Annotated in this window: 18 protein-coding genes; 3 read left to right on the top strand and 15 right to left on the bottom strand. The window is 65.3% G+C overall.

Features of this window, described 5'->3' with window-relative positions; all coding sequences use genetic code 11:
* Positions 1 to 179: 179 nt before the first annotated feature.
* The gene (locus tag Azoinq_RS10335) at positions 180 to 1532 is read right to left on the bottom strand and encodes a phenylacetate--CoA ligase family protein (RefSeq protein WP_216129370.1); all 1353 of its coding nucleotides are present in this window, start codon (positions 1530 to 1532) and stop codon (positions 180 to 182) included.
* Between the two features lie 265 nt (positions 1533 to 1797).
* On the opposite strand from Azoinq_RS10335, the gene Azoinq_RS10340 reads away from it, so the two are divergent.
* Positions 1798 to 3273, top strand: coding sequence for an NYN domain-containing protein (locus Azoinq_RS10340; protein ID WP_216129368.1), 1476 nt, complete (start codon positions 1798 to 1800; stop codon positions 3271 to 3273).
* Positions 3274 to 3493: 220 nt separating this feature from the next.
* On the opposite strand, the gene panD is transcribed toward Azoinq_RS10340, so the two are convergent.
* The 11 genes from panD to Azoinq_RS10395 all read right to left on the bottom strand — a co-directional run bounded on the left by panD (position 3494) and on the right by Azoinq_RS10395 (position 12603).
* On the bottom strand, positions 3494 to 3865 hold the full coding sequence (gene panD, locus Azoinq_RS10345; RefSeq protein WP_269751296.1) for an aspartate 1-decarboxylase: 372 nt from the start codon (positions 3863 to 3865) through the stop codon (positions 3494 to 3496).
* Positions 3866 to 3956: 91 nt separating this feature from the next.
* Positions 3957 to 4781 (bottom strand): pantoate--beta-alanine ligase, encoded by an 825-nt coding sequence (panC, locus tag Azoinq_RS10350; RefSeq protein ID WP_216129364.1) that lies wholly within the window; start codon positions 4779 to 4781, stop codon positions 3957 to 3959.
* Between the two features lie 114 nt (positions 4782 to 4895).
* On the bottom strand, positions 4896 to 5708 hold the full coding sequence (gene panB, locus Azoinq_RS10355) for a 3-methyl-2-oxobutanoate hydroxymethyltransferase (RefSeq protein ID WP_216129362.1): 813 nt from the start codon (positions 5706 to 5708) through the stop codon (positions 4896 to 4898).
* 4 nt (positions 5709 to 5712) lie between these two features.
* The gene (locus Azoinq_RS10360) at positions 5713 to 6351 is read right to left on the bottom strand and encodes a deoxynucleoside kinase (protein WP_216132049.1); all 639 of its coding nucleotides are present in this window, start codon (positions 6349 to 6351) and stop codon (positions 5713 to 5715) included.
* A gap of 57 nt (positions 6352 to 6408) precedes the next feature.
* The gene (locus Azoinq_RS15125; protein ID WP_269751297.1) at positions 6409 to 7536 is read right to left on the bottom strand and encodes a methyl-accepting chemotaxis protein; all 1128 of its coding nucleotides are present in this window, start codon (positions 7534 to 7536) and stop codon (positions 6409 to 6411) included.
* 102 nt (positions 7537 to 7638) lie between these two features.
* Positions 7639 to 7992 (bottom strand): DMT family protein, encoded by a 354-nt coding sequence (locus Azoinq_RS10370; protein ID WP_216129360.1) that lies wholly within the window; start codon positions 7990 to 7992, stop codon positions 7639 to 7641.
* A gap of 5 nt (positions 7993 to 7997) precedes the next feature.
* Positions 7998 to 8510 (bottom strand): 2-amino-4-hydroxy-6-hydroxymethyldihydropteridine diphosphokinase, encoded by a 513-nt coding sequence (gene folK / locus Azoinq_RS10375; RefSeq protein ID WP_232368459.1) that lies wholly within the window; start codon positions 8508 to 8510, stop codon positions 7998 to 8000.
* A 79-nt stretch (positions 8511 to 8589) separates the two neighbouring features.
* Complete coding sequence (gene pcnB / locus Azoinq_RS10380) at positions 8590 to 9936, bottom strand: polynucleotide adenylyltransferase PcnB (RefSeq protein ID WP_216129356.1); 1347 nt, start codon at positions 9934 to 9936, stop codon at positions 8590 to 8592.
* 108 nt (positions 9937 to 10044) lie between these two features.
* Positions 10045 to 10707, bottom strand: a complete 663-nt coding sequence (locus tag Azoinq_RS10385) for a histidinol-phosphatase (protein ID WP_216129354.1) — start codon at positions 10705 to 10707, stop codon at positions 10045 to 10047.
* 154 nt (positions 10708 to 10861) lie between these two features.
* Positions 10862 to 11536 carry an HdaA/DnaA family protein gene (locus tag Azoinq_RS10390; protein WP_216129352.1) on the bottom strand — a complete coding sequence of 225 codons (675 nt, stop codon included), beginning with the start codon at positions 11534 to 11536 and terminating at the stop codon, positions 10862 to 10864.
* Entirely contained in the window at positions 11536 to 12603 is a 1068-nt protein-coding gene (locus Azoinq_RS10395) for an AI-2E family transporter (protein WP_216129350.1), read from the bottom strand. Before Azoinq_RS10395 ends, Azoinq_RS10390 begins: the two co-directional genes overlap by 1 nt.
* Before the next feature lie 75 nt (positions 12604 to 12678).
* Between Azoinq_RS10395 and purM the strand changes: the two genes are divergently transcribed.
* Together purM and Azoinq_RS10405 are read left to right on the top strand one after the other, a co-directional pair.
* Positions 12679 to 13761: a phosphoribosylformylglycinamidine cyclo-ligase gene (gene purM / locus Azoinq_RS10400; protein WP_216129348.1), complete on the top strand. Its 1083-nt coding sequence runs from the start codon at positions 12679 to 12681 to the stop codon at positions 13759 to 13761.
* Between the two features lie 32 nt (positions 13762 to 13793).
* Complete coding sequence (locus Azoinq_RS10405; RefSeq protein WP_216129346.1) at positions 13794 to 14108, top strand: c-type cytochrome; 315 nt, start codon at positions 13794 to 13796, stop codon at positions 14106 to 14108.
* Positions 14109 to 14201: 93 nt separating this feature from the next.
* Here the strand turns inward: Azoinq_RS10405 and Azoinq_RS10410 are convergent, their stop codons facing one another.
* The 3 genes from Azoinq_RS10410 to mutL all read right to left on the bottom strand — a co-directional run bounded on the left by Azoinq_RS10410 (position 14202) and on the right by mutL (position 17599).
* On the bottom strand, positions 14202 to 14594 hold the full coding sequence (locus Azoinq_RS10410; RefSeq protein ID WP_216129344.1) for a TfoX/Sxy family protein: 393 nt from the start codon (positions 14592 to 14594) through the stop codon (positions 14202 to 14204).
* 4 nt (positions 14595 to 14598) lie between these two features.
* On the bottom strand, positions 14599 to 15546 hold the full coding sequence (gene miaA / locus Azoinq_RS10415; RefSeq protein ID WP_216129342.1) for a tRNA (adenosine(37)-N6)-dimethylallyltransferase MiaA: 948 nt from the start codon (positions 15544 to 15546) through the stop codon (positions 14599 to 14601).
* Positions 15547 to 15703: 157 nt separating this feature from the next.
* Complete coding sequence (gene mutL, locus Azoinq_RS10420; RefSeq protein ID WP_216129340.1) at positions 15704 to 17599, bottom strand: DNA mismatch repair endonuclease MutL; 1896 nt, start codon at positions 17597 to 17599, stop codon at positions 15704 to 15706.
* Positions 17600 to 17601 lie beyond the last annotated feature (2 nt).

The following is a 17601-nucleotide window of genomic DNA, read 5'->3' on the forward strand; positions in this document are numbered from 1 at the left end:
CTCCTCTTTGGGGACGGTCGCAAGACTGTCCCCATTTTTTTCGGTGATGTTTCCCCGGTGCTTTGGGGGGCAATTCCTCCCTGTGGTGAACAAAAATAAGGGCATCCCGTGGGATGCCCTTATGGTTTGGCTTCAGGCTAAAAAAGGCCTGGGGGAGGCATAGGGGCGCTTGCGGGGGCCTAGCTCCACACCCCGGTGCGCCGGTCTTCCACCCGTTTGGCCTTGTGGGTGGCCCGGGGCAGGGTTTCCGGGGCCAGGATGGAGACTTCTCCCATAATCCCGGTGACCGCCTTCAGGCTGGTCTTGAAGCGGGCCGCTAGGTCGGCGTCGCTGCCCTGGTAGAGGTGGCTTTTTTCCACTTCCACGGTGAGCCGGTCCAGGTGATTCACCCGTTCCAGGATGAGCCGGTATTCCCCGGTGTAGAGGGCGTGGTCCTTGCGCACAATGGCTTCCACATCGCTGGGGAACACATTCACCCCCTTGATGATGAGCATGTCGTCCAGGCGCCCGTGTACCCCCAGCATGCGCATGGAGGTCCGGCCGCAGCGGCAGGGCTCCTTGGTGAAGGAGACAATGTCGTTGGTGCGGAAGCGGATCATGGGCCGAGCGGACTTTTTCAGGGTGGTGAGCACCAGTTCTCCCCGTTCCCCGTCCGCCACCGGTTCCCCGGTCTTGGGGTCCAGCACCTCCACCAGAATGTGGTCTTCCGCCCAGTGGAGGCCGTCCTTTTCCTCGCACATCCCGGCGCAGGAACCGAAAATGTCGGAAAGGCCGTAGTAGTCATAAACATCGGCGCCCCACAGGGCTTCGATGCGGCTGCGGGTTTCCGGAATGGAGCCGCCGGGTTCGCCGCAGACAATGACCTTATTTACCGCCAGATCTTTCTGGATATCCAGGCCCTGCTTGATGGCGGTTTCCCCCAGATACCAGGCGTAGGACGGGGTGGTCCAGATGGTGGTGGCCTGGAACTGTTGCAGGATGGCCAGGAGTTTTTCCGAGGGCAGGGTGCCTGCGTGGACGGTCAGGGCGCCCAGCTTCTGGGCCCCCAGGACGCAGGGACCGCCGACGAAGAGGGAAAAGTTCAGGGAGTGGCAGTAGCGGTCCGTGGGGCGCAGGCCGCTGGACCAGAACTGGCGAGCTTCATAATCGATCCAGTCGTCAAAGTCCTGGGCCGTGAAGGGGGAGGCGGTGGGCACTCCGGTGGAGCCGCTGGAAGCGGAGATATAGACGATGTCCCGTTCCGGCACAGCGACCAAATCGCCAAAGGGCGGCACGGCAATCTGCCGGTCCCGCACCAGCTTTTTGTCGATAAAGGGGAAGCGGCGCAGGTCATCCAGGCTTTTGACCTGATCCGGATGGACCCCGGCGGCGTCCCAGGTGCGGTGGTAGTAGGGGGAGCCCAGGTAAGCGTGGCGCAGGTGGCTCTTGAGCAGATCCAGTTTGAGTCGATCCCAATCGGCCCGGCTTTGGGTCTCCAGCTTCTGATCCCAGTAGGCGGGATCGGGGGCGGTGGATTGGAGGGCGATAGCCATGATGGTGTTTCCTGTGGGTGTCGCGAGTGCGGCGATGGGTATAACTGTAAAGTATCGATATTCCTCTTGTGAGAATGAATGGCTATAAACATGGTGCGGAAAGGAATAAGGACCCGGATGGCATGCACTGCCCATTTGCGCCCCTTTTGCTCCGGCAGGCCCGAGGCCGGGGACCGGGCGCGTTATACTGTGCCCCTTTTCTCAACAACCCTTACCGGCACCGGTCCCTGACCCCTGCCCTGGCTTCCTACCCCTGGAGATTTTCATGGCTGCTGCCGCCGATACCATCAACATGGCCGTTTTCTGCGACTTCGAGAACGTCGCCCTGGGGGTGCGGGACGCCCAGTACGAGCGTTTCGACATTAAGCCGGTGCTGGAGCGCCTGCTGGTCAAGGGCAATATCGTGGTGAAAAAGGCCTACTGCGACTGGGAGCGCTATAAAGGCTTCAAGGCGGGGATGCACGAAGCCAATTTCGAACTCATCGAAATTCCCCACGTGCGCCAGTCCGGCAAAAACTCCGCCGATATCCGGCTGGTGGTAGATGCCCTGGACCTTTGCTACACCAAAGCCCACGTGGATGCCTTCGTGATCATTTCCGGAGACTCGGATTTCTCCCCCCTGGTTTCCAAGCTGCGGGAAAACGCCAAACGGGTGATTGGGGTGGGGGTGAAACAATCCACCTCCGACCTGCTCATCGCCAACTGCGACGAATTCATTTTCTACGACGATCTGGTGCGCCAGCGGGAAGCCAAGCATGCCCGCAAGGAAGCCCAGGCCCCCCGGGAGCCCCGCAAGGTGGAAGGGGAGGGCAAGGAAGAAGGCAAGCGCCGGGACGACCTGGAAACCCGGCGCAACAAGGGGGTGGAGCTGGCGGCCACTACCTTCGAGGATCTCATGGCGGAGCGGGACGACAGCGACCGCATCTGGGCCTCCGTGCTTAAGGAGGCCATCAAGCGCCGCAGCCCGGGCTTCAACGAGTCCTACTACGGCTTCCGGGCCTTCGGCAATCTGCTGGAAGAAGCCCAAAACCGGGGCCTGCTCACTTTTGGCCGGGACGAAAAATCCGGGGCCTATGTGATGCGCCACCAGGGGGCGCCCCTGGTGAAGGCCGATAGCCAGCTCCGTCCGGCCCACCCGGTCCACGAGGTGACGGAAGTGGAATTGGCCAGTGCGCCGGAAGAAGCGCCGGTGTCGGTGGCCGCCCCGGAAAGCACCCCTGAGCCTCAGGTCACCCAGGCGCCCGTTAGCGCTCCCGTGGCCAAGGAAGGGGGCCGGGAGGGGGCTCGCAGCACTTCCCGGCGCCGTCGCCGCAATACCCGTTCCCCGGACGTGAAGGGAGCCTACGTGCCCGGCCAGGAAGAGGACATTAGCCCGGCGGAGGCCGCTGCGCCGGGGTCGAGCTCGGAGGAAGTCTCTGCCCCCGCCGAAGCCCCTCGGGCCGCAGCTCCCACCCCGGTGGTAGAAGAGGCTGCCTCCGCTCCGGCTCCGGCTAAGTCCCGAAACTCAAGAAGCGCGGGTTCCAAGACGGGGAAAACCGGGAAGAAAACCTCCGGCACCCAAAATTCCCGGCGCCGGAAAAGTGACGCTCCCGTCGTCAGCGAAGGGGCCGCCACGCCCAGTCCTGCCCCGGTAAGCGCTGCGCCTGCCAGTGCCGCCCCGGAAGGGAGCGGGGAAGCCGCCCCTGCCGGGAAAAAGCCCCGGGCCCGCCGTCCCCGCAAGGCCAAGGCCGCCACGGAATAAGCTCGGATCAGCTCCCAAGCCCCCGGCTAGTCCGGGGGCTTGTTGTCTTATCTGGGCAGAGAGCGGGGATCGGGGCGGTGGAATGGCGTTACGCCTGGCTCCCTGACCCGTTTGGGCGGCAGCCTACCGTCCCCGCCGTCTGCCAGAGAGCGCCTCTGCCCATGCCCAATAAAAAAGGGAGACCGGTTTCGGTCTCCCTGTGGCTGACGCCCGTAAATACTTAGGCGGCGGCTTGGGTCGGCACCTGGTGGCCCTTACGCACCACCCGGTTTTGGGAATCCACGTAAATCAGGGTGGGTTCCAGCTTGGCCAGTTCCACTTCGTTAAAAATCCCGAAGGTGGCGATGATGAGAATGTCTCCAGGAGCGGCCTTGCGGGCGGCGGATCCGTTCACGGAAATGACGCCCGATCCCCGTTCCGCCTTGATGGCGTAGGTGGTGAAGCGTTCGCCGTTATTCACGTTCCAGATGTCGATCTGCTCGTATTCGCGGATATTCGCGGCGTCCAGCAAATCCTCGTCGATGGCACAGGAGCCTTCGTAGTTAAGTTCCGAGTGGGTCGTGGTCACCCGGTGGATTTTGGACTTGAGCATGGTTCTTTGCATGGCTAACCCCTATGCAAGAAGTGTTGGGGGAAGGCATTGTAGCGGCTCAGGGTCGCCTGTCAACGCCCAGGGGTGAGAATCAAATCTCAATGTTATCAATGAGTCGAGTCTTGCCGAGACGGGAAGCGGCCAAAACCACAAGGGCTGGGTCATCGCTGCCGGGAGGCTGGAGGTCGGCTTGGCGCCGCACGGAAACATAGTCAGTTTTCCAGCCATGGCTGTCAAGAGCGGCGGCCGTGGCAGCTTCCAGGCGGGGGAAATCCCGTTCTCCCCGGCGTACCGCATCCGCCAGCTGGCTCAGTTCCTGATGCAGACGGGGAGCTTCCGCTCGCTCTGCCGCCGTCAGGTAGCCGTTCCGGGAGGAGAGGGCCAGACCGTCCGGGGCCCGGACGATTTCCCCGCCGATGATGCGGATGGGCAGGGCGAACTGGCGGGCCATGTTGCGCAGGATCATGAGCTGCTGATAATCCTTTTTGCCGAACAGGGCGGCCTGGGGCTGGACGATGTTGAAGAGCTTGAGCACCACGGTGGCGGCACCGACAAAGTGGCCGGGCCGGGTTTCCCCTTCCAGCCAGTGCTGGATTTCCGGCACTTCCACCCGATAGGTCTGGGGTTCCGGATAGAGGTCTTCCACCCCGGGGGCGAAGAGAAAATCCACCCCGGCGGCTTCCAGCTTGGCCTGATCCGCTTCCAGGGTGCGGGGATAGGCGGCGAAGTCTTCTTTGGGCCCGAACTGGAGGGGATTGACAAAAACGCTGGCGATCACGGTCTGGCCGTGCTGACGCGCCTGTTGCATGAGGGAAATATGACCGTCGTGGAGGTTGCCCATGGTGGGTACCAGGACGATTCCCTGCCGGTCCCCCAGGGCGGCCCGCAGGGCGGAGACGGCGGAAAGCACTTGCATCGGTTTGTTCTCCTGAAAAGGGCGGGCCGGACCTAGCGGCGCCGTCTTATGGGTGCTGCACAAAAAACCGCCGGTACGGGACCGGCGATGGAATGGTGCTGGGCGGGATGGGCCTCAATAACAGTGTTCCGGCGCCGGGAAGCTGCCGTCCTTCACCGCCTGCACATAGGCGGCCACGGCAGCGCCGATGGAGGGCTGGCCCGCCATGAAATTGCGGACGAAGCGGGCTTTTTTGCCCGGGGCCACGTCCAGCATGTCCTGGAGTACCAGCACCTGGCCAGCGCAGGCCGGGGAAGCGCCGATGCCGATGGTGGGAATGGTCAGGGTAGCGCTGATACGCTCCGCCAGGGGTGCGGGAATGGCTTCCAGCACCAGGAGGCTGGCCCCGGCGGCGGCAATGGCCTGGGCGTCATCCAGCACCCGGGCGGCGGCGGCCTCATCCCGGCCCTGGACCCGGTAGCCCCCCAACTGGTGTACCGATTGGGGGGTAAGGCCGATGTGACCGCAGACCGGAACGCCCCGGGCGGTGAGAAATTGCACCGTGGGGGCCATTTCCCGGCCCCCTTCCAGCTTCACCATCTGGGCGCCGGCGGCCATCAGGGGCACGGCGTTGCGCAGGGCTTGGGCCGGGGATTCCTGGTAGCTGCCGAAGGACATGTCGGTAACGATGAGGGGGCGCTGGCTGCCCCGGGCCACGGCGGCGGTGTGATAGGCCATGTGTTCCGTGGTCACGGGCAGGGTGGAATCGTGGCCCTGGACCACCATGCCCAGGGAATCACCGATCAACAGGGAATCCACTCCGGCGGCGTCGCAGCAGCGGGCAAAGCTGGCGTCGTAGCAGGTGAGCATGGCGATTTTTTCGCCGCTGGCCTTCATTTTGGCCAGGTCGGCGAGGGTCAGACGACGGGTCTGGGTCTGGGCGGACATGGATTCATACTCCCCGATTGAAATACTCCCGATGGCTGCGCAGGGTCGCCAGCCGTTCCAGCAACAGGGAAAAGTCGTCGTCCCGTTCCACGAAATTCAGGTGGTCCGAGTTCACGACCATTACCGGGGCCGCATTGTAGTCGTAAAAGAAGCGGCTGTAGCTTTGGGATAGGCGGGCCAGATAATCGTCTCCGATTTTTCTTTCCCGTTCCAGGCCTCGGCGGCGCACCCGGGCCACCAGTTGTTCCGGGCTGGCCTGGAGATAAATGACCAGATCCGGAGCCGGAATATGGGGCGCCTGGGCCTGGTAAATCTGCCGGTAGAGGGCGTACTCGTCGTCCTCCAGATTGAGCCGGGCGAAGAGGGCGTCCTTGTCGAACAGGTAGTCCGCCACCACGGTCTTGGCAAAAAAATCCGGCTGGCACAGGTCCCGGAGCTGATCCAGGCGCTGGAAAAGAAAGCACAGCTGGGTGGCCAGGGCGTAGCGGGGCCGATCCTGGTAAAAACGTTCCAGGAAGGGATTGAGTTCCGGCTGTTCCAGCACCAGTTCCCCCTCCAGATGGGCCGCCAGGCGGCGGGCCAGGGAGGTTTTGCCCACCCCGATGGGGCCTTCCACCACAATATGGCGGGCCCGCTCCAGCAGGCCCGGGGCCTGGCTCATGGCCGGGCCTCAGGGACCTGACGGGGGAAGCGGTAAAGCTTAGTCATGGCTCATGCAGAGAATATCTGGACTGGCCGCACCGGCCTGGGCCATTCGTTCCAGGCAGTCCAGCACCCCGTGACTGGAGGTTTCCATCTCTTCCAGCAGAGTCACGCCGCCGACAAAATCCCCGGTCTTGAGCTTTTCCAGGGCAGCCTTGCCGGTCTGGTGCACCTGTTGATGAGGGCCTTCCATGGCGGCATAGCCATCCAGTTGGGAGAAGCAGTCCCGCCCTTCCCCCTGGTAATACCATTTGCCCAGGCGGCAGGTGGTATGGCTGGAGAAGTCTTCCGCCGATTTGCCACTGGCCCCCATGAAGGCCTTGTACACCTCGAATTTGAAGACCAGGTGGTCCATCTTGGCTAGCTCGGTGAAGCTGCGCAGGGCGGAGACCGCCAGGGCCTGCTCAATGCGCTTGGAGAGGCCGATGATGTTGTCCAGGCTTTCCGTGGCCTTGGCTCCGTCGCTGCCGAAGGATTCCGCTTGCTCTGCCAGGGTGGCGATGGTGGTGTGGGCCGCGTGGGTGTCCTGCTGGATGGCATCCACCAGGATGGAAATGTCGTGGGTGGCCTTGGTGGTGCGCTCCGCCAGCTTGCGTACCTCGTCCGCCACCACGGCGAAGCCCCGGCCCGCTTCCCCTGCCCGGGCGGCTTCAATGGCCGCATTCAGGGCCAGCAGATTGGTCTGATCTGCCACTTCCTTAATCAGGTTGAGGATGCCGCCGATTTTTTCCGCATTGACGTTGAGGCCGTTCATCTGGGTCATGGCGGAACGGGAATGGTCCGCCAGATTGACCAGATCGGCGCTGATGCGGTGCATCAGGTCCTGGCTGCCTTCCGTGATGTGGCCAGCGCTTACCGCCTCGGATTTTTCTTCCCGCAGGGTGGTGGCCATGAGGGCGATGGTGTCCTGGGAATGGAGCAGGCTGTCCCCGAAACGGGCCATGTTTTCCAGAAGGTGGGCACTTTGGGCGGCCTGGAGCTCACTGCGGTTGCAACGCTCCGTCAGGGCCTGCTGCTCCGATTCCAGGGCGTTTAAGCGCTGGCGCAGCTGATCTGCCTCCGCCTGCAAAGCGGCGTTCTGGTTTTCCAGTTGTTGTTCCCGGGCGCTGGTTCCAAAAATTCCCAAAATAACCTCCTGTTTTTGTACAACGTTTTATATGCTGAAAGACATAGGCATCCCGAAGCCATCTTACCTGATGGTGGGGGACAGGGGGAGCTCAGGCACCGTTTAGGTGCGGAAAATGAAAAAGACTGCGCCAAAAATGCACAGGGCGGCCCACAGGTAGTCCAGCTTCACCGGCTGGCCCATGTAGAGCACGGCAAAGGGCAGAAATACGGTGAGGGTGATGGCTTCCTGGAGAATTTTCAGCTGGGGCAGGGTGAGGTGGGTGTGGCCGATGCGGTTGGCGGGCACCTGGAGCAGGTATTCAAAAAGGGCGATGGCCCAGGAGGCCAGGGCGGCGATCCACCAGGGCCGGTCCGCCAGGTTGCGCAGGTGGGCGTACCAGGCGAAGGTCATGAAAATATTGGAGGCCGTGAGGAGCAGCACGGTCTGCCAGAGGACGGGTAGGCGTTCCCACATAGCGGTCAGGGCGCTGGCGTCGCCAGGCGATCAATGCGTTGATTGGCAACTGCGGGCAGCCAAGCGGCCAGGCGGCCCCGGCCCGGTAGGGCCAGATCGGGGGCGATTTCCCCCAGGGGCACCAGGACGAAGGCCCGCAGATGGAGGCGGGGATGGGGCAGGATCAGGTCCGGGGTATGGACCACCGCCTGGTCATAGAGCAACAGGTCCAGATCCAGGGTACGGGGGGCATTGGGGTAGGACCGCACCCGGCCGAAACGGGCTTCCACCTCCAGGAGGGTGGCCAGAAGCCGGTGGGGGTCCAGGTCCGTGGCCAGTTCCGCCACGCCGTTGATGAAATCCGGCTGGTTGCGTACGCCCACGGGGGCGGTGCGGTAAAAGGAAGAGCGGCGTACCAGGGCGCTGTCCGGGAGTTCGTCCAGGGCGGCCACGGCCGCCTGCAACTGGGCTACCGGATCATTCAGGTTGGCCCCCAGGGCCACATAGGCCCGGTGGGCGTAAGGGGAGGAAGAGGTCACGACGGCAGAAACGTGTAAGGGAGAAAAGGCGGAGAAACGGGAGAGGTAAAGCGGCGGCGGCCGGATGGCCGCCGTCAGATCAGGCCTGGGCGGGAGCGTCCGGGGCACCGGCGGGTTTGCGGCGACGCCGCCGACGCCGGTTCTTGTCGCCGCTGGTGGCGGGCATGAGCAGGGCGTGGCGTTCATCCCCTTCCGCCTGGAGAAAGGCTTTCCACCAGTCGGCCAGTTCCTGGTCCACTTCCCCGGCGGCGGCCCGGAGCAGGAGGAAATCGTAGCCCGCCTTGAAGCGGGGCTGTTCCAGCAGGGCGTAGGGGCGCTTGCCGGAGCGGTTTTCAAAACGGGGCTGGAGGGCCCAGATGTCCTTGATGTCCCCGGCGATGCGGCGGGTGATGGCGAGTTTTTCCGCCTGGACTTCCAGAGCCTCGTCCATGGCTTCAAAGAGGGCGGGAATGGGCCGTTCCCCTTCCGTCTTGCGCTTTTCCCAATGGGCCAGCACCTCGTTCCAGAGCAGGGTGGCGAACAGGAAGCCGGGGGAAATGGGCTTGCCTTCCCGCACCCGGCGATCTGTGTTTTCCAGGGCCAGGGCGATGAAGCGCTTGCCTTCCGGCTGCTCCAGCACCACGTCCAGCAGGGGTAGGAGCCCCCGGTGCAGCCCCTCTTCCCGCAGCTGGCGCAGGCAGGCCAGGGCATGGCCGGAGGTGAAAAGCTTGAGCATTTCGTCAAAGAGCCGGGCGGCGGGGACGTTTTCCAGCAGGGCTCCCATTTCCCGGATCGGGTTGCGGGCCGCCGGGTCGATGGAGAGGCCCAGCTTGGCCCCCAGGCGCACCGCCCGGAGCATGCGCACCGGGTCTTCCCGATAGCGCACCTTGGGATCACCGATCATGCGCAGGGTTTTCTGCTGCAGATCCGCCACCCCGTGGTGGTAGTCGTGGATGGTTTCTTCCGTGGGGTCGTAGTACAGGGCATTGACGGTGAAATCCCGGCGCGCTGCGTCTTCCGCCATGGAGCCAAATTCATTGTCCCGCAGCACCCGGCCGAAGCTGTCCGTGGGGGCGTTGTTGGCGTGCATGGCCCGGAAGGTGGTGACCTCAATGGTCTCCGCCCCCATCATCACATGGACGATCTGGAAGCGGCGGCCGATGAGGCGGGAGCGGCGGAAGCAGGACTTGACCTGTTCCGGCGTGGCATTGGTGGCCACGTCGAAATCCTTGGGGGGCAGCTTGGCCAGCAGGTCCCGCACCGCTCCCCCTACCACGTAGGCTTTGAAACCCCGCTGTTGCAGGGTTTCCACTACCCGCCGACTGCCGGAACTGAGATGCTCCCGTTTAATGCCGTGGCGCTTGAAGGGAATGATGGCGGGGTCGCTGGCAGGGTCAGCGGGCGCGTCTTTCTTGCCGAAAACGCGGTTGAGAAATTTGCGGATCATCGCGATGTGAGGTGGGCGGAAAGCGCCGAAAAAATCAAAAAGGCCAAAGAAGGGGCCTGAAAAATCAATTGATTATAGCCCAGAGCGGCGGCTGCGTCGGGACAAACCTCAGCGCAGGCTGAGGATTTGCCAGTTTTCCTTCTCGGCCCGGCGCCGCAGGGTGGGGTCCGGATCCACCGCCACCGGGTGGCTGACCCGCTCCAGCAGGGGCAGATCGTTGTGGGAGTCGCTGTAGAACCAGCTGTCCGTGAAACTCCCCCAGCACAGGCCCAGGGATTCCAGCCAGGCCTCCACCCGGGTGATTTTGCCCCCCTGGAAGGAGGGGTGGCCCCGTACGTCGCCGGTGAATTGGCCCTGTTCCTGGGCCGGAATGGTGGCAATCAGGTGGGGAATGGCGAATTCCCGGGCGATGGGACCGGTGACGAAGGCGTTGGTGGCGGTGACGATGGCGGTGAGATCGCCCCGCTCCAGGTGGCGCCCCACCAGTTGTCGGGCCGGGGCGCCGATCATGGGCAGAATGCGCCGGGCCATGAAGTCCCGATGCCATGCATCTAGCCGTTCCCGGGGGTGGGCGGCCAGGGGCTGGAGCTGGAAGTCGAGGAATTCCCCGATGTCCAGGGTGCCTTCCTGGTATTGCTGGTAGAAGCGCTGATTGCGGGCTTCCTGGATTTCCCGGTCGAGAACGCCCTGTTCAATGAGGAACTGGGCCCATTCAAAATCGCTATCGCCGGAAAGCAGGGTGTTGTCGAGGTCGAAAAGTGCCAGATTCATGGGGATGCGGGATGAGGAGTGGAGGGGCGGTGAAAACCGCTATGGAAGAGGGGAACCCGGACCAGGGGGCAGCGGCCCCGCTGGGTGGGGGGCAGGGGGGCGACCCGGGGCCAGGCCCGGCGCAGGCGGCTGATGGCCGGGGGCGTGATGGGTTTCATCGGTTTTCTAAGCCTCCTTCGTGTTGCAGCACTTCCCGCAGCAGGGGCAGGGTGATGGGCCGTTGCTGTTCCAGGGAATAGCGATCCAGGGCCACCAGCAGGGCGCTTAAGCTGCCCATGTCCCGGGCGCTGCGGGAGAGGAGATAGGTGAGGGCGTCCCGGCCCAACTTGAGCTTGCGGGCGGCGGCCTGGGCCCCCAGGGCCGCCAGCTTTTCCTCATCGGAAAGGGGCAGGAGGCGGAAGATCAGGGCGGAGCCCAGGCGGGTGCGCAAATCTTCCCGCAGGGCCAGGGCGGCGGGGGGCTGGTCCGAGGCCACCAGCAGCTTGGCCCGGTGGCCGTTTTCTCCGGCCAGACGCAGGCGGTTGAAGTGGTTGAAGAGGGCCACCTGGCCCGCTTCGCTCAAGGCTTCCCCGTTATCCACCGCTAGGCCCGGGGCATCCCCGGGGAGGTTGGCCAGATCCGGGTCCTGCCGGGCATCCCCGTAGCAGAGGCCGGAAGCCCGCAGCAGGTGGGTTTTGCCGCTGCCGGTTTCACCCCAGAGGTGAAAGCTGAGCTGCCGGTCCCCCAGCCAGGCGGTGAGGGCGGCCAGGGCGGTGCCGTTGCCCCCGGGGACGAAATTGTCCAGGGTGGGCGGGGTGTCGGGAACCAGGTCCAGGAGCAGTTGGCGCATCAGGATTTCCGGTAGAAGGGGCTGGCCAGATAGGCGGCCTTCAATTGGCGCAGTCCCACCAGCAGGGCAGCGGAGGCGGGCAGGGCCAGGAGGATGCCGAAAAAGCCGAACAGCTGGCCGAAGGCCAGGAGGGCGAAAATGACCGCAATGGGGTGGAGGCCGATCCGATCCCCCACCAGCAAGGGGGTGAGGATAAAGCTTTCCAGCACCTGACCCAGGCCGAACACGGCCGCCACCCCCAGGGGGGTGCCCCAGCCGTCGAACTGGGCCAGGGCGGCCAGGCAGGCCAGGACCAGACCGGAGCCGTAGCCCACGTAGGGGACAAAGACCAGGAGCCCGGTGAGCAGGCCCACGGGCAGGGCGAAATTGAGGCCCACCAGCCACAGCCCCAGGCTGTAGTAGGCGGCCAGGATGACCATGACCAGGAGCTGGCCCCGGAGGAATTCGGCCAGCACCGCATCCACTTCCCCGCCGGTACGCCGGGCCCGTTCCTGGAAGCGGGGGGGCACGAATTCCAGCAGGCGGCCCACCAGCATGTCCCAGTCCCGGAGCAGGTAGAACAGCACCACGGGGAGGAGAAAGAGATTGGCCACAAAGGCCACCAGGGCCAGGCCCCCGTTACCCAGGGTGGCCAGCAGATGGCGGGCCAGTTCGGAGAGCACGTCCTTGTGTTCGCTGGCCAGTTGGCCCAGGGCGGCCCCGTCCAGGGGCAGGGCCAGGCCCAAGTGTTGCTGAACCCAGGGGGCCACCCGGGTCTGGAGCATGCCCTGGGCGGCGGGCAGGCCGTTGATGAGGCGGGTGGCCTCCTGCTGCACCATGGGCACCAGGGTGAGCCCTAGGAGCACCACCAGCAGCACCAGGCCGAGCAGCACCAGGAGGGCAGCGGCGCCCCGGGGCAGGCGGTGACGGGTCAGCCAGCCCACCAGGGGATTGCCGATGTAGGCCAGAATGGCCGCCAGCAGGAAGGGAGAAAGGACGGGCGCCAGTTCTAAAGCCAGCCACAGACAGGCGGCGGCGAAGGCCGCCCAGAGCAGGGACTGGAGACGCAGGGTACGGGAGTCGGGCATTTACGCTAAAATGCGGCTTTAACTCAGCTTTTCGGGCGCCCATTCTACCATCCGGGCCGTCCGTCCCACCCATCTATGAGCCAAGACGCCAAGCAAAACACCACCCAGTCCGCCTCCTCCGACCCCAAGACCGCCCTTTCCTACCGGGATGCGGGGGTGGATATCGACGCGGGGGACGCCCTGGTCGAACGCATCAAGCCCTTCGCCAAGAAAACCCTGCGGGACGGCGTCCTGGGCGGCATCGGCGGATTCGGTGCCCTTTTCGAGGTGCCGAAAAAGTATCAGGAACCGGTGCTGGTGTCCGGTACGGACGGGGTGGGCACCAAGCTCAAACTGGCTTTCCAGCTCAATCGCCACGACACCGTGGGCATCGACCTGGTGGCCATGAGCGTCAATGACATTCTGGTCCAGGGGGCCGAGCCCCTCTTTTTCCTGGACTACTTCGCCTGCGGCAAGCTCTCTGTGGATGCGGCGGCGGATGTGGTGAAGGGGGTGGCCACGGGCTGCGAACAGGCGGGCTGCGCCCTGATCGGCGGCGAAACGGCGGAAATGCCCGGCATGTACCCGGACGGGGAATACGATCTGGCGGGCTTTGCCGTGGGGGTGGTGGAAAAGCGCAAGATTATCGACGGCTCCACCATCGTTCCCGGGGACGTGGTCCTGGGCCTGGGCTCCCACGGGGCCCACTCCAATGGCTATTCCCTGGTGCGCAAGATTATTGAACGGGCCCAGCCGGACCTGAACGCCAAGTTCGACGGGGACAAAACCCTGGCCGACGCGGTAATGGCCCCCACCCGTATTTACGTGAAGCCCCTCCTGGCCCTGCTCCAGGCTCTGCCGGTTAAGGGCATGGCCCACATCACCGGCGGCGGCCTGACGGAAAACGTGCCCCGGGTGTTGCCGGACACGGTTACCGCCGTGCTGGACAAGTCCGCCTGGCAGCGTCCCAAGCTCTTCGACTGGCTCCAGGCCGAAGGCCAGGTGGCGGACGACGAAATGCACCGGGTCTTCAACTGCGGTATCGGCATGGTGGTGATTGTGGCCAAGGAACACGCCGCCCAGGCCCTGGCCCAGCTCCAGGCCGCCGGGGAAAAGGTGTGGGAAATCGGCACCATCCGGGCCCGGCAAGGGGATGAAGCCCCGACCCAGGTGATTTGATTTGCCTTAAAACCAAGAAGAGGAGCTTGTCCATGAAACTCGTCCTGACTTGCATCGCCACCCTGGCCGCCACCGCCCTGATCAGCGGTACGGCCCAGGCCTCCGAAGCTTTGGCCAAGTCCAAGAACTGCATGGGCTGCCACACGGTGGATAAAAAGCTGGTGGGCCCGGCTTACAAGGATGTGGCGAAGAAATACGCCGGCAACAAGGGGGCGGAAGCCGAACTGACCAAGCGCATCAAGGGCGGCAGCAGCGGCCTCTGGGGCGGCGCCCCCATGCCCCCCAACACCAATGTGTCCGATGCGGAGGCCGCTACCCTGGCCAAATGGGTGCTGTCCCTGAAGTAATCCGTCTCAAGATCGTTTCCCCAAGCCCTTCGCCCGCTGCCGCGGCCGGAGGGCTTTTTATTGGGGGCTTTTCCCGGCGGGTTGGCCCCAGGCTCAAGTCCTGAGCCGGGAACGGCGGGGGCGGGTCGGCTTAGGGGGCCTGGGGTTGCCCTGGGCGGCCCGGGCTCGGAGGGCGGCTCCCAGGGCGGAGCGGGCCCAGTCCAGGAGGACATCCGGGGAATCCAGGGCTTCTTCCGGCGCCCGGTAATAGTTCATGGTGGCGGTCTTGCCCGCCCGCTGATAGGAAAAGGGGGCTAGGTCCCGAGCCAGGAAGCGGGGCCGGTTTTCCCCATCCACCTTGAGCCAGAGTTCGTCGTCGATAACGATGGCGAACATCATGCCGTCCAGAAACAGGCCCTTGCCGCTGAACATACGCCGTACCCCCACCGGGCCCAGGGGGGCCAAGCCTTCCAGCAGATAGTCCAGATACTCCGAGCTGACCGCCATGGGTCTAGGCCTGGAGAAAGGCCCGCACCCGGGTGGCCACCTGGGCGCTGAGGTCGGGAGCCAGGCAGTCGAATACCTCCGCCGTGGGATCGGCCCGCAGCCAGGTGATCTGGCGCTTGGCCAGCTGACGGGTGGCGAAAATGCCCCGGTCCGCCAGTTCCACCGCCGGGGCCTGTCCTTCCAGCACCTCCCAGGCCTGGCGGTAGCCCACGCAGCGCATGGAGGGCAAGTCCCCATGGAGCTGGTATTTGGCCCGCAGCATGGCCATTTCTTCCATGAAGCCCGCCTCTAACATGGCTCGGAAACGGTCGGCGATACGCTGGTGCAGCGCCGACCGGTCCGTGGGAGCCAGAGCCAGGGGCAGCAGTCGGTAGGGCAGGGGGGCGGGGCGCTGTTCGGCCAGCAGGGCGGACATGGGCCGCCCGGTGAGGCGGATGATTTCCAGGGCCCGCTGGATGCGTTGGGGATCGGTGGGATGGAGACGGGCGGCGGTGGCCGGGTCGAGCCGGGCCAGTTCGGCGTGGAGGGTGGGCCAGCCCCGCTCCCGACCATCCGCCTCCAGGGCCGCCCGCAGGGCTGGATCGGCCTGGGGCAGGTCGGACAGGCCCTGGCGCAGGGCTTTGAAATAGAGCATGGTGCCCCCCACCAGGAGGGGAATGCGGCCCCGGGCGGCGCTTTCCCCCATGGCGGCCAGGGCATCCTCCCGGAAGCGGGCGGCGGAATAGGCTTCCTCCGGGCTGAGAATATCCACCAGCCGGTGGGGGAAGCGGGCCAGGGTGGCCCGGTCCGGCTTGGCCGTGCCGATGTCCATGTCCCGGAAGACCAGAGCCGAATCCACGCTGATCAGGTCCACGGGCAGGGCGGCTGCCAGCTCCAGGGCCACGGCCGTTTTGCCGCTGGCGGTGGGCCCCATGAGCAGCAGGGCGGGGGGCAGGGGGGGGCTCAGGGACATGGGGGTGTTTCCGGGCAAGGGGCGCGGCGGAGGGGGCGCCCGGGGGCTAGGGCCGGGCTGACGTGGGCCAGGGCCTTGGTGTTCGGAGACGGAGGCAGGGCTTCCGGATGGTCTAGTCCACCGGGGCTGGTGCGGCCCATTGCTTGAACGGGAGCCATTACTGGCCCCGTAAAAAGAGCTTGTCCAGGTCCGCCATGGTCAGCTCGGTCCAGGTGGGGCGTCCGTGATTGCATTGGTCTGCCCGTTCCGTGGCTTCCATCTGACGCAGCAGGGCGTTCATTTCCGGCACGGTGAGCAGGCGGTGGGCGCGCACCGCCCCGTGGCAGGCCAGGGTGGCCAGGAGTTCATTGCGTCGGGCGGTGGTCACCTGGGTCACCCCGTGTTCCTGCAATTCGGCCAACAGGCTGCGGCTTAAGGCCGCCGGGTCGCCCCCGGCGAGCAGGGCAGGCACGGCCCGCACCGCCAGCTGGGCCGGTCCGGCGGGGGCGATTTGAAAGCCTAGGGTTTCCAGCACTTCCCGGTGTTCCTCCACGGTGGCCAGTTCCAGGGGGGAGGCGCCGAACAGGGCAGGGATGAGCAGGGTCTGGGTGGCCACGGCCTTGCCGTCGTAGGCCGCCTTGAGCTTTTCGTAGAGGATGCGTTCGTGGGCTGCGTGCATATCCACCAGCACCAGGCCCCGGGGAGTCTGGGCGAGCACGTAGACCCCGTGGAGCTGGGCCAGGGCATAGCCCAGGGGAGGGACCCCTTCCTGCTCGGCGGGCAGGGCCACCGGGCCGGTGGGGGCGCTATTCCCGGGGGCCGAGCCAGGGGTAGGAGCGGCCCCATCCTCCCGGGCCTGGGCGGCCAGGGCCAGATAGGCGGTGGCGGCGGGCTCGGCCAGGCCCAGGGAGCTTTGCCGGGGCGTGTAATGACCCGGGGCGTAGGCAGCGGGGCGAAATCCCGGGGTGGGGGCGGCACTGTAGCTGCCCTGGGAAGCGGGTAGGGACCCCAGGGCCGGTACGCTTCCGGGCACGGTGCCCCCTGGAGAGCCCGCCGGAATCTCCCCCGCCCGTTCCCCGATGGCCCGGGAGAGGGCCTGCTGCACCCCGTGGAAGACGAACTGGTGTACCGCCCGGCCATCCCGGAAGCGCACCTCGGTTTTGGCCGGATGCACATTCACATCCACCGCCCCCGGGTCGATTTCCAGGAACAGGCAATAGCCCGGATGGCGGCTGTTGTGCAGCATGTCCTGGTAAGCCTCCCGCAGGGCGTGGGCGAGGAGTTTGTCCCGCACGAAACGGCCATTGACGAAGACAAACTGGGCGTCCCGGCCGGGGCGGGACCAGGCGGGCTGGGCGGCGTAGCCGGTGAGGGCGATGCCGCCGCTTTGGGCGTCCACCCGACGGGATTCGGCGAGAAAGTCGTCCCCCAGAATGGCCCCCACCCGGGCCGCCAGATCGCCCCGGGTCAGGCTCAGGCTGGCCCGACCGTTGTGGCTGAGGCTGAAAGCCACGTCCGGGTGGGCTAGAGCTACCCGTTTCAGGGCGTCCACGCAGTGGGCGAATTCGGTGGCAGCGGATTTGAGAAATTTGCGCCGGGCCGGGGTGTTGTAATAGAGATCCCGCATTTCCACCACCGTACCCCCTAGAAGGGCGGCGGGCTCCGGCACGCCGTCCCCATGGGCGGCCAGCTTCCAGGCATGGCCGGATGCAGGATCGTCCCCCAGGCGGCTGGTGAGGGTGAGGCGGGCCACGGAGGCCACGGAGGCCAGGGCTTCCCCCCGGAAACCCAGGGTGCCGACCCGTTCCAGGTCTTCCAGATTGCGAATCTTGCTGGTGGCGTGGCGGGTCAGGGCCAGGGCCAGATCGTCCCGGGCCATGCCCCGGCCATCGTCACTGACCCGGATCAGCTTGACCCCCCCTTCTTCCAACTGTACCTGGACGCTGGTGGCGCCTGCATCCAGGGCGTTTTCCAGCACCTCCTTGAGCACGGAGGCGGGGCGTTCCACCACCTCGCCGGCGGCGATCTGGCTGATGAGAAGGTCGGGGAGAACCTGGATGCGGGGTACGGGCATGG

The sequence above is a fragment of the Azospira inquinata genome, assembly GCF_018905915.1.
GTDB classification, from domain to species: Bacteria; Pseudomonadota; Gammaproteobacteria; order Burkholderiales; family Rhodocyclaceae; genus Azospira; species Azospira inquinata.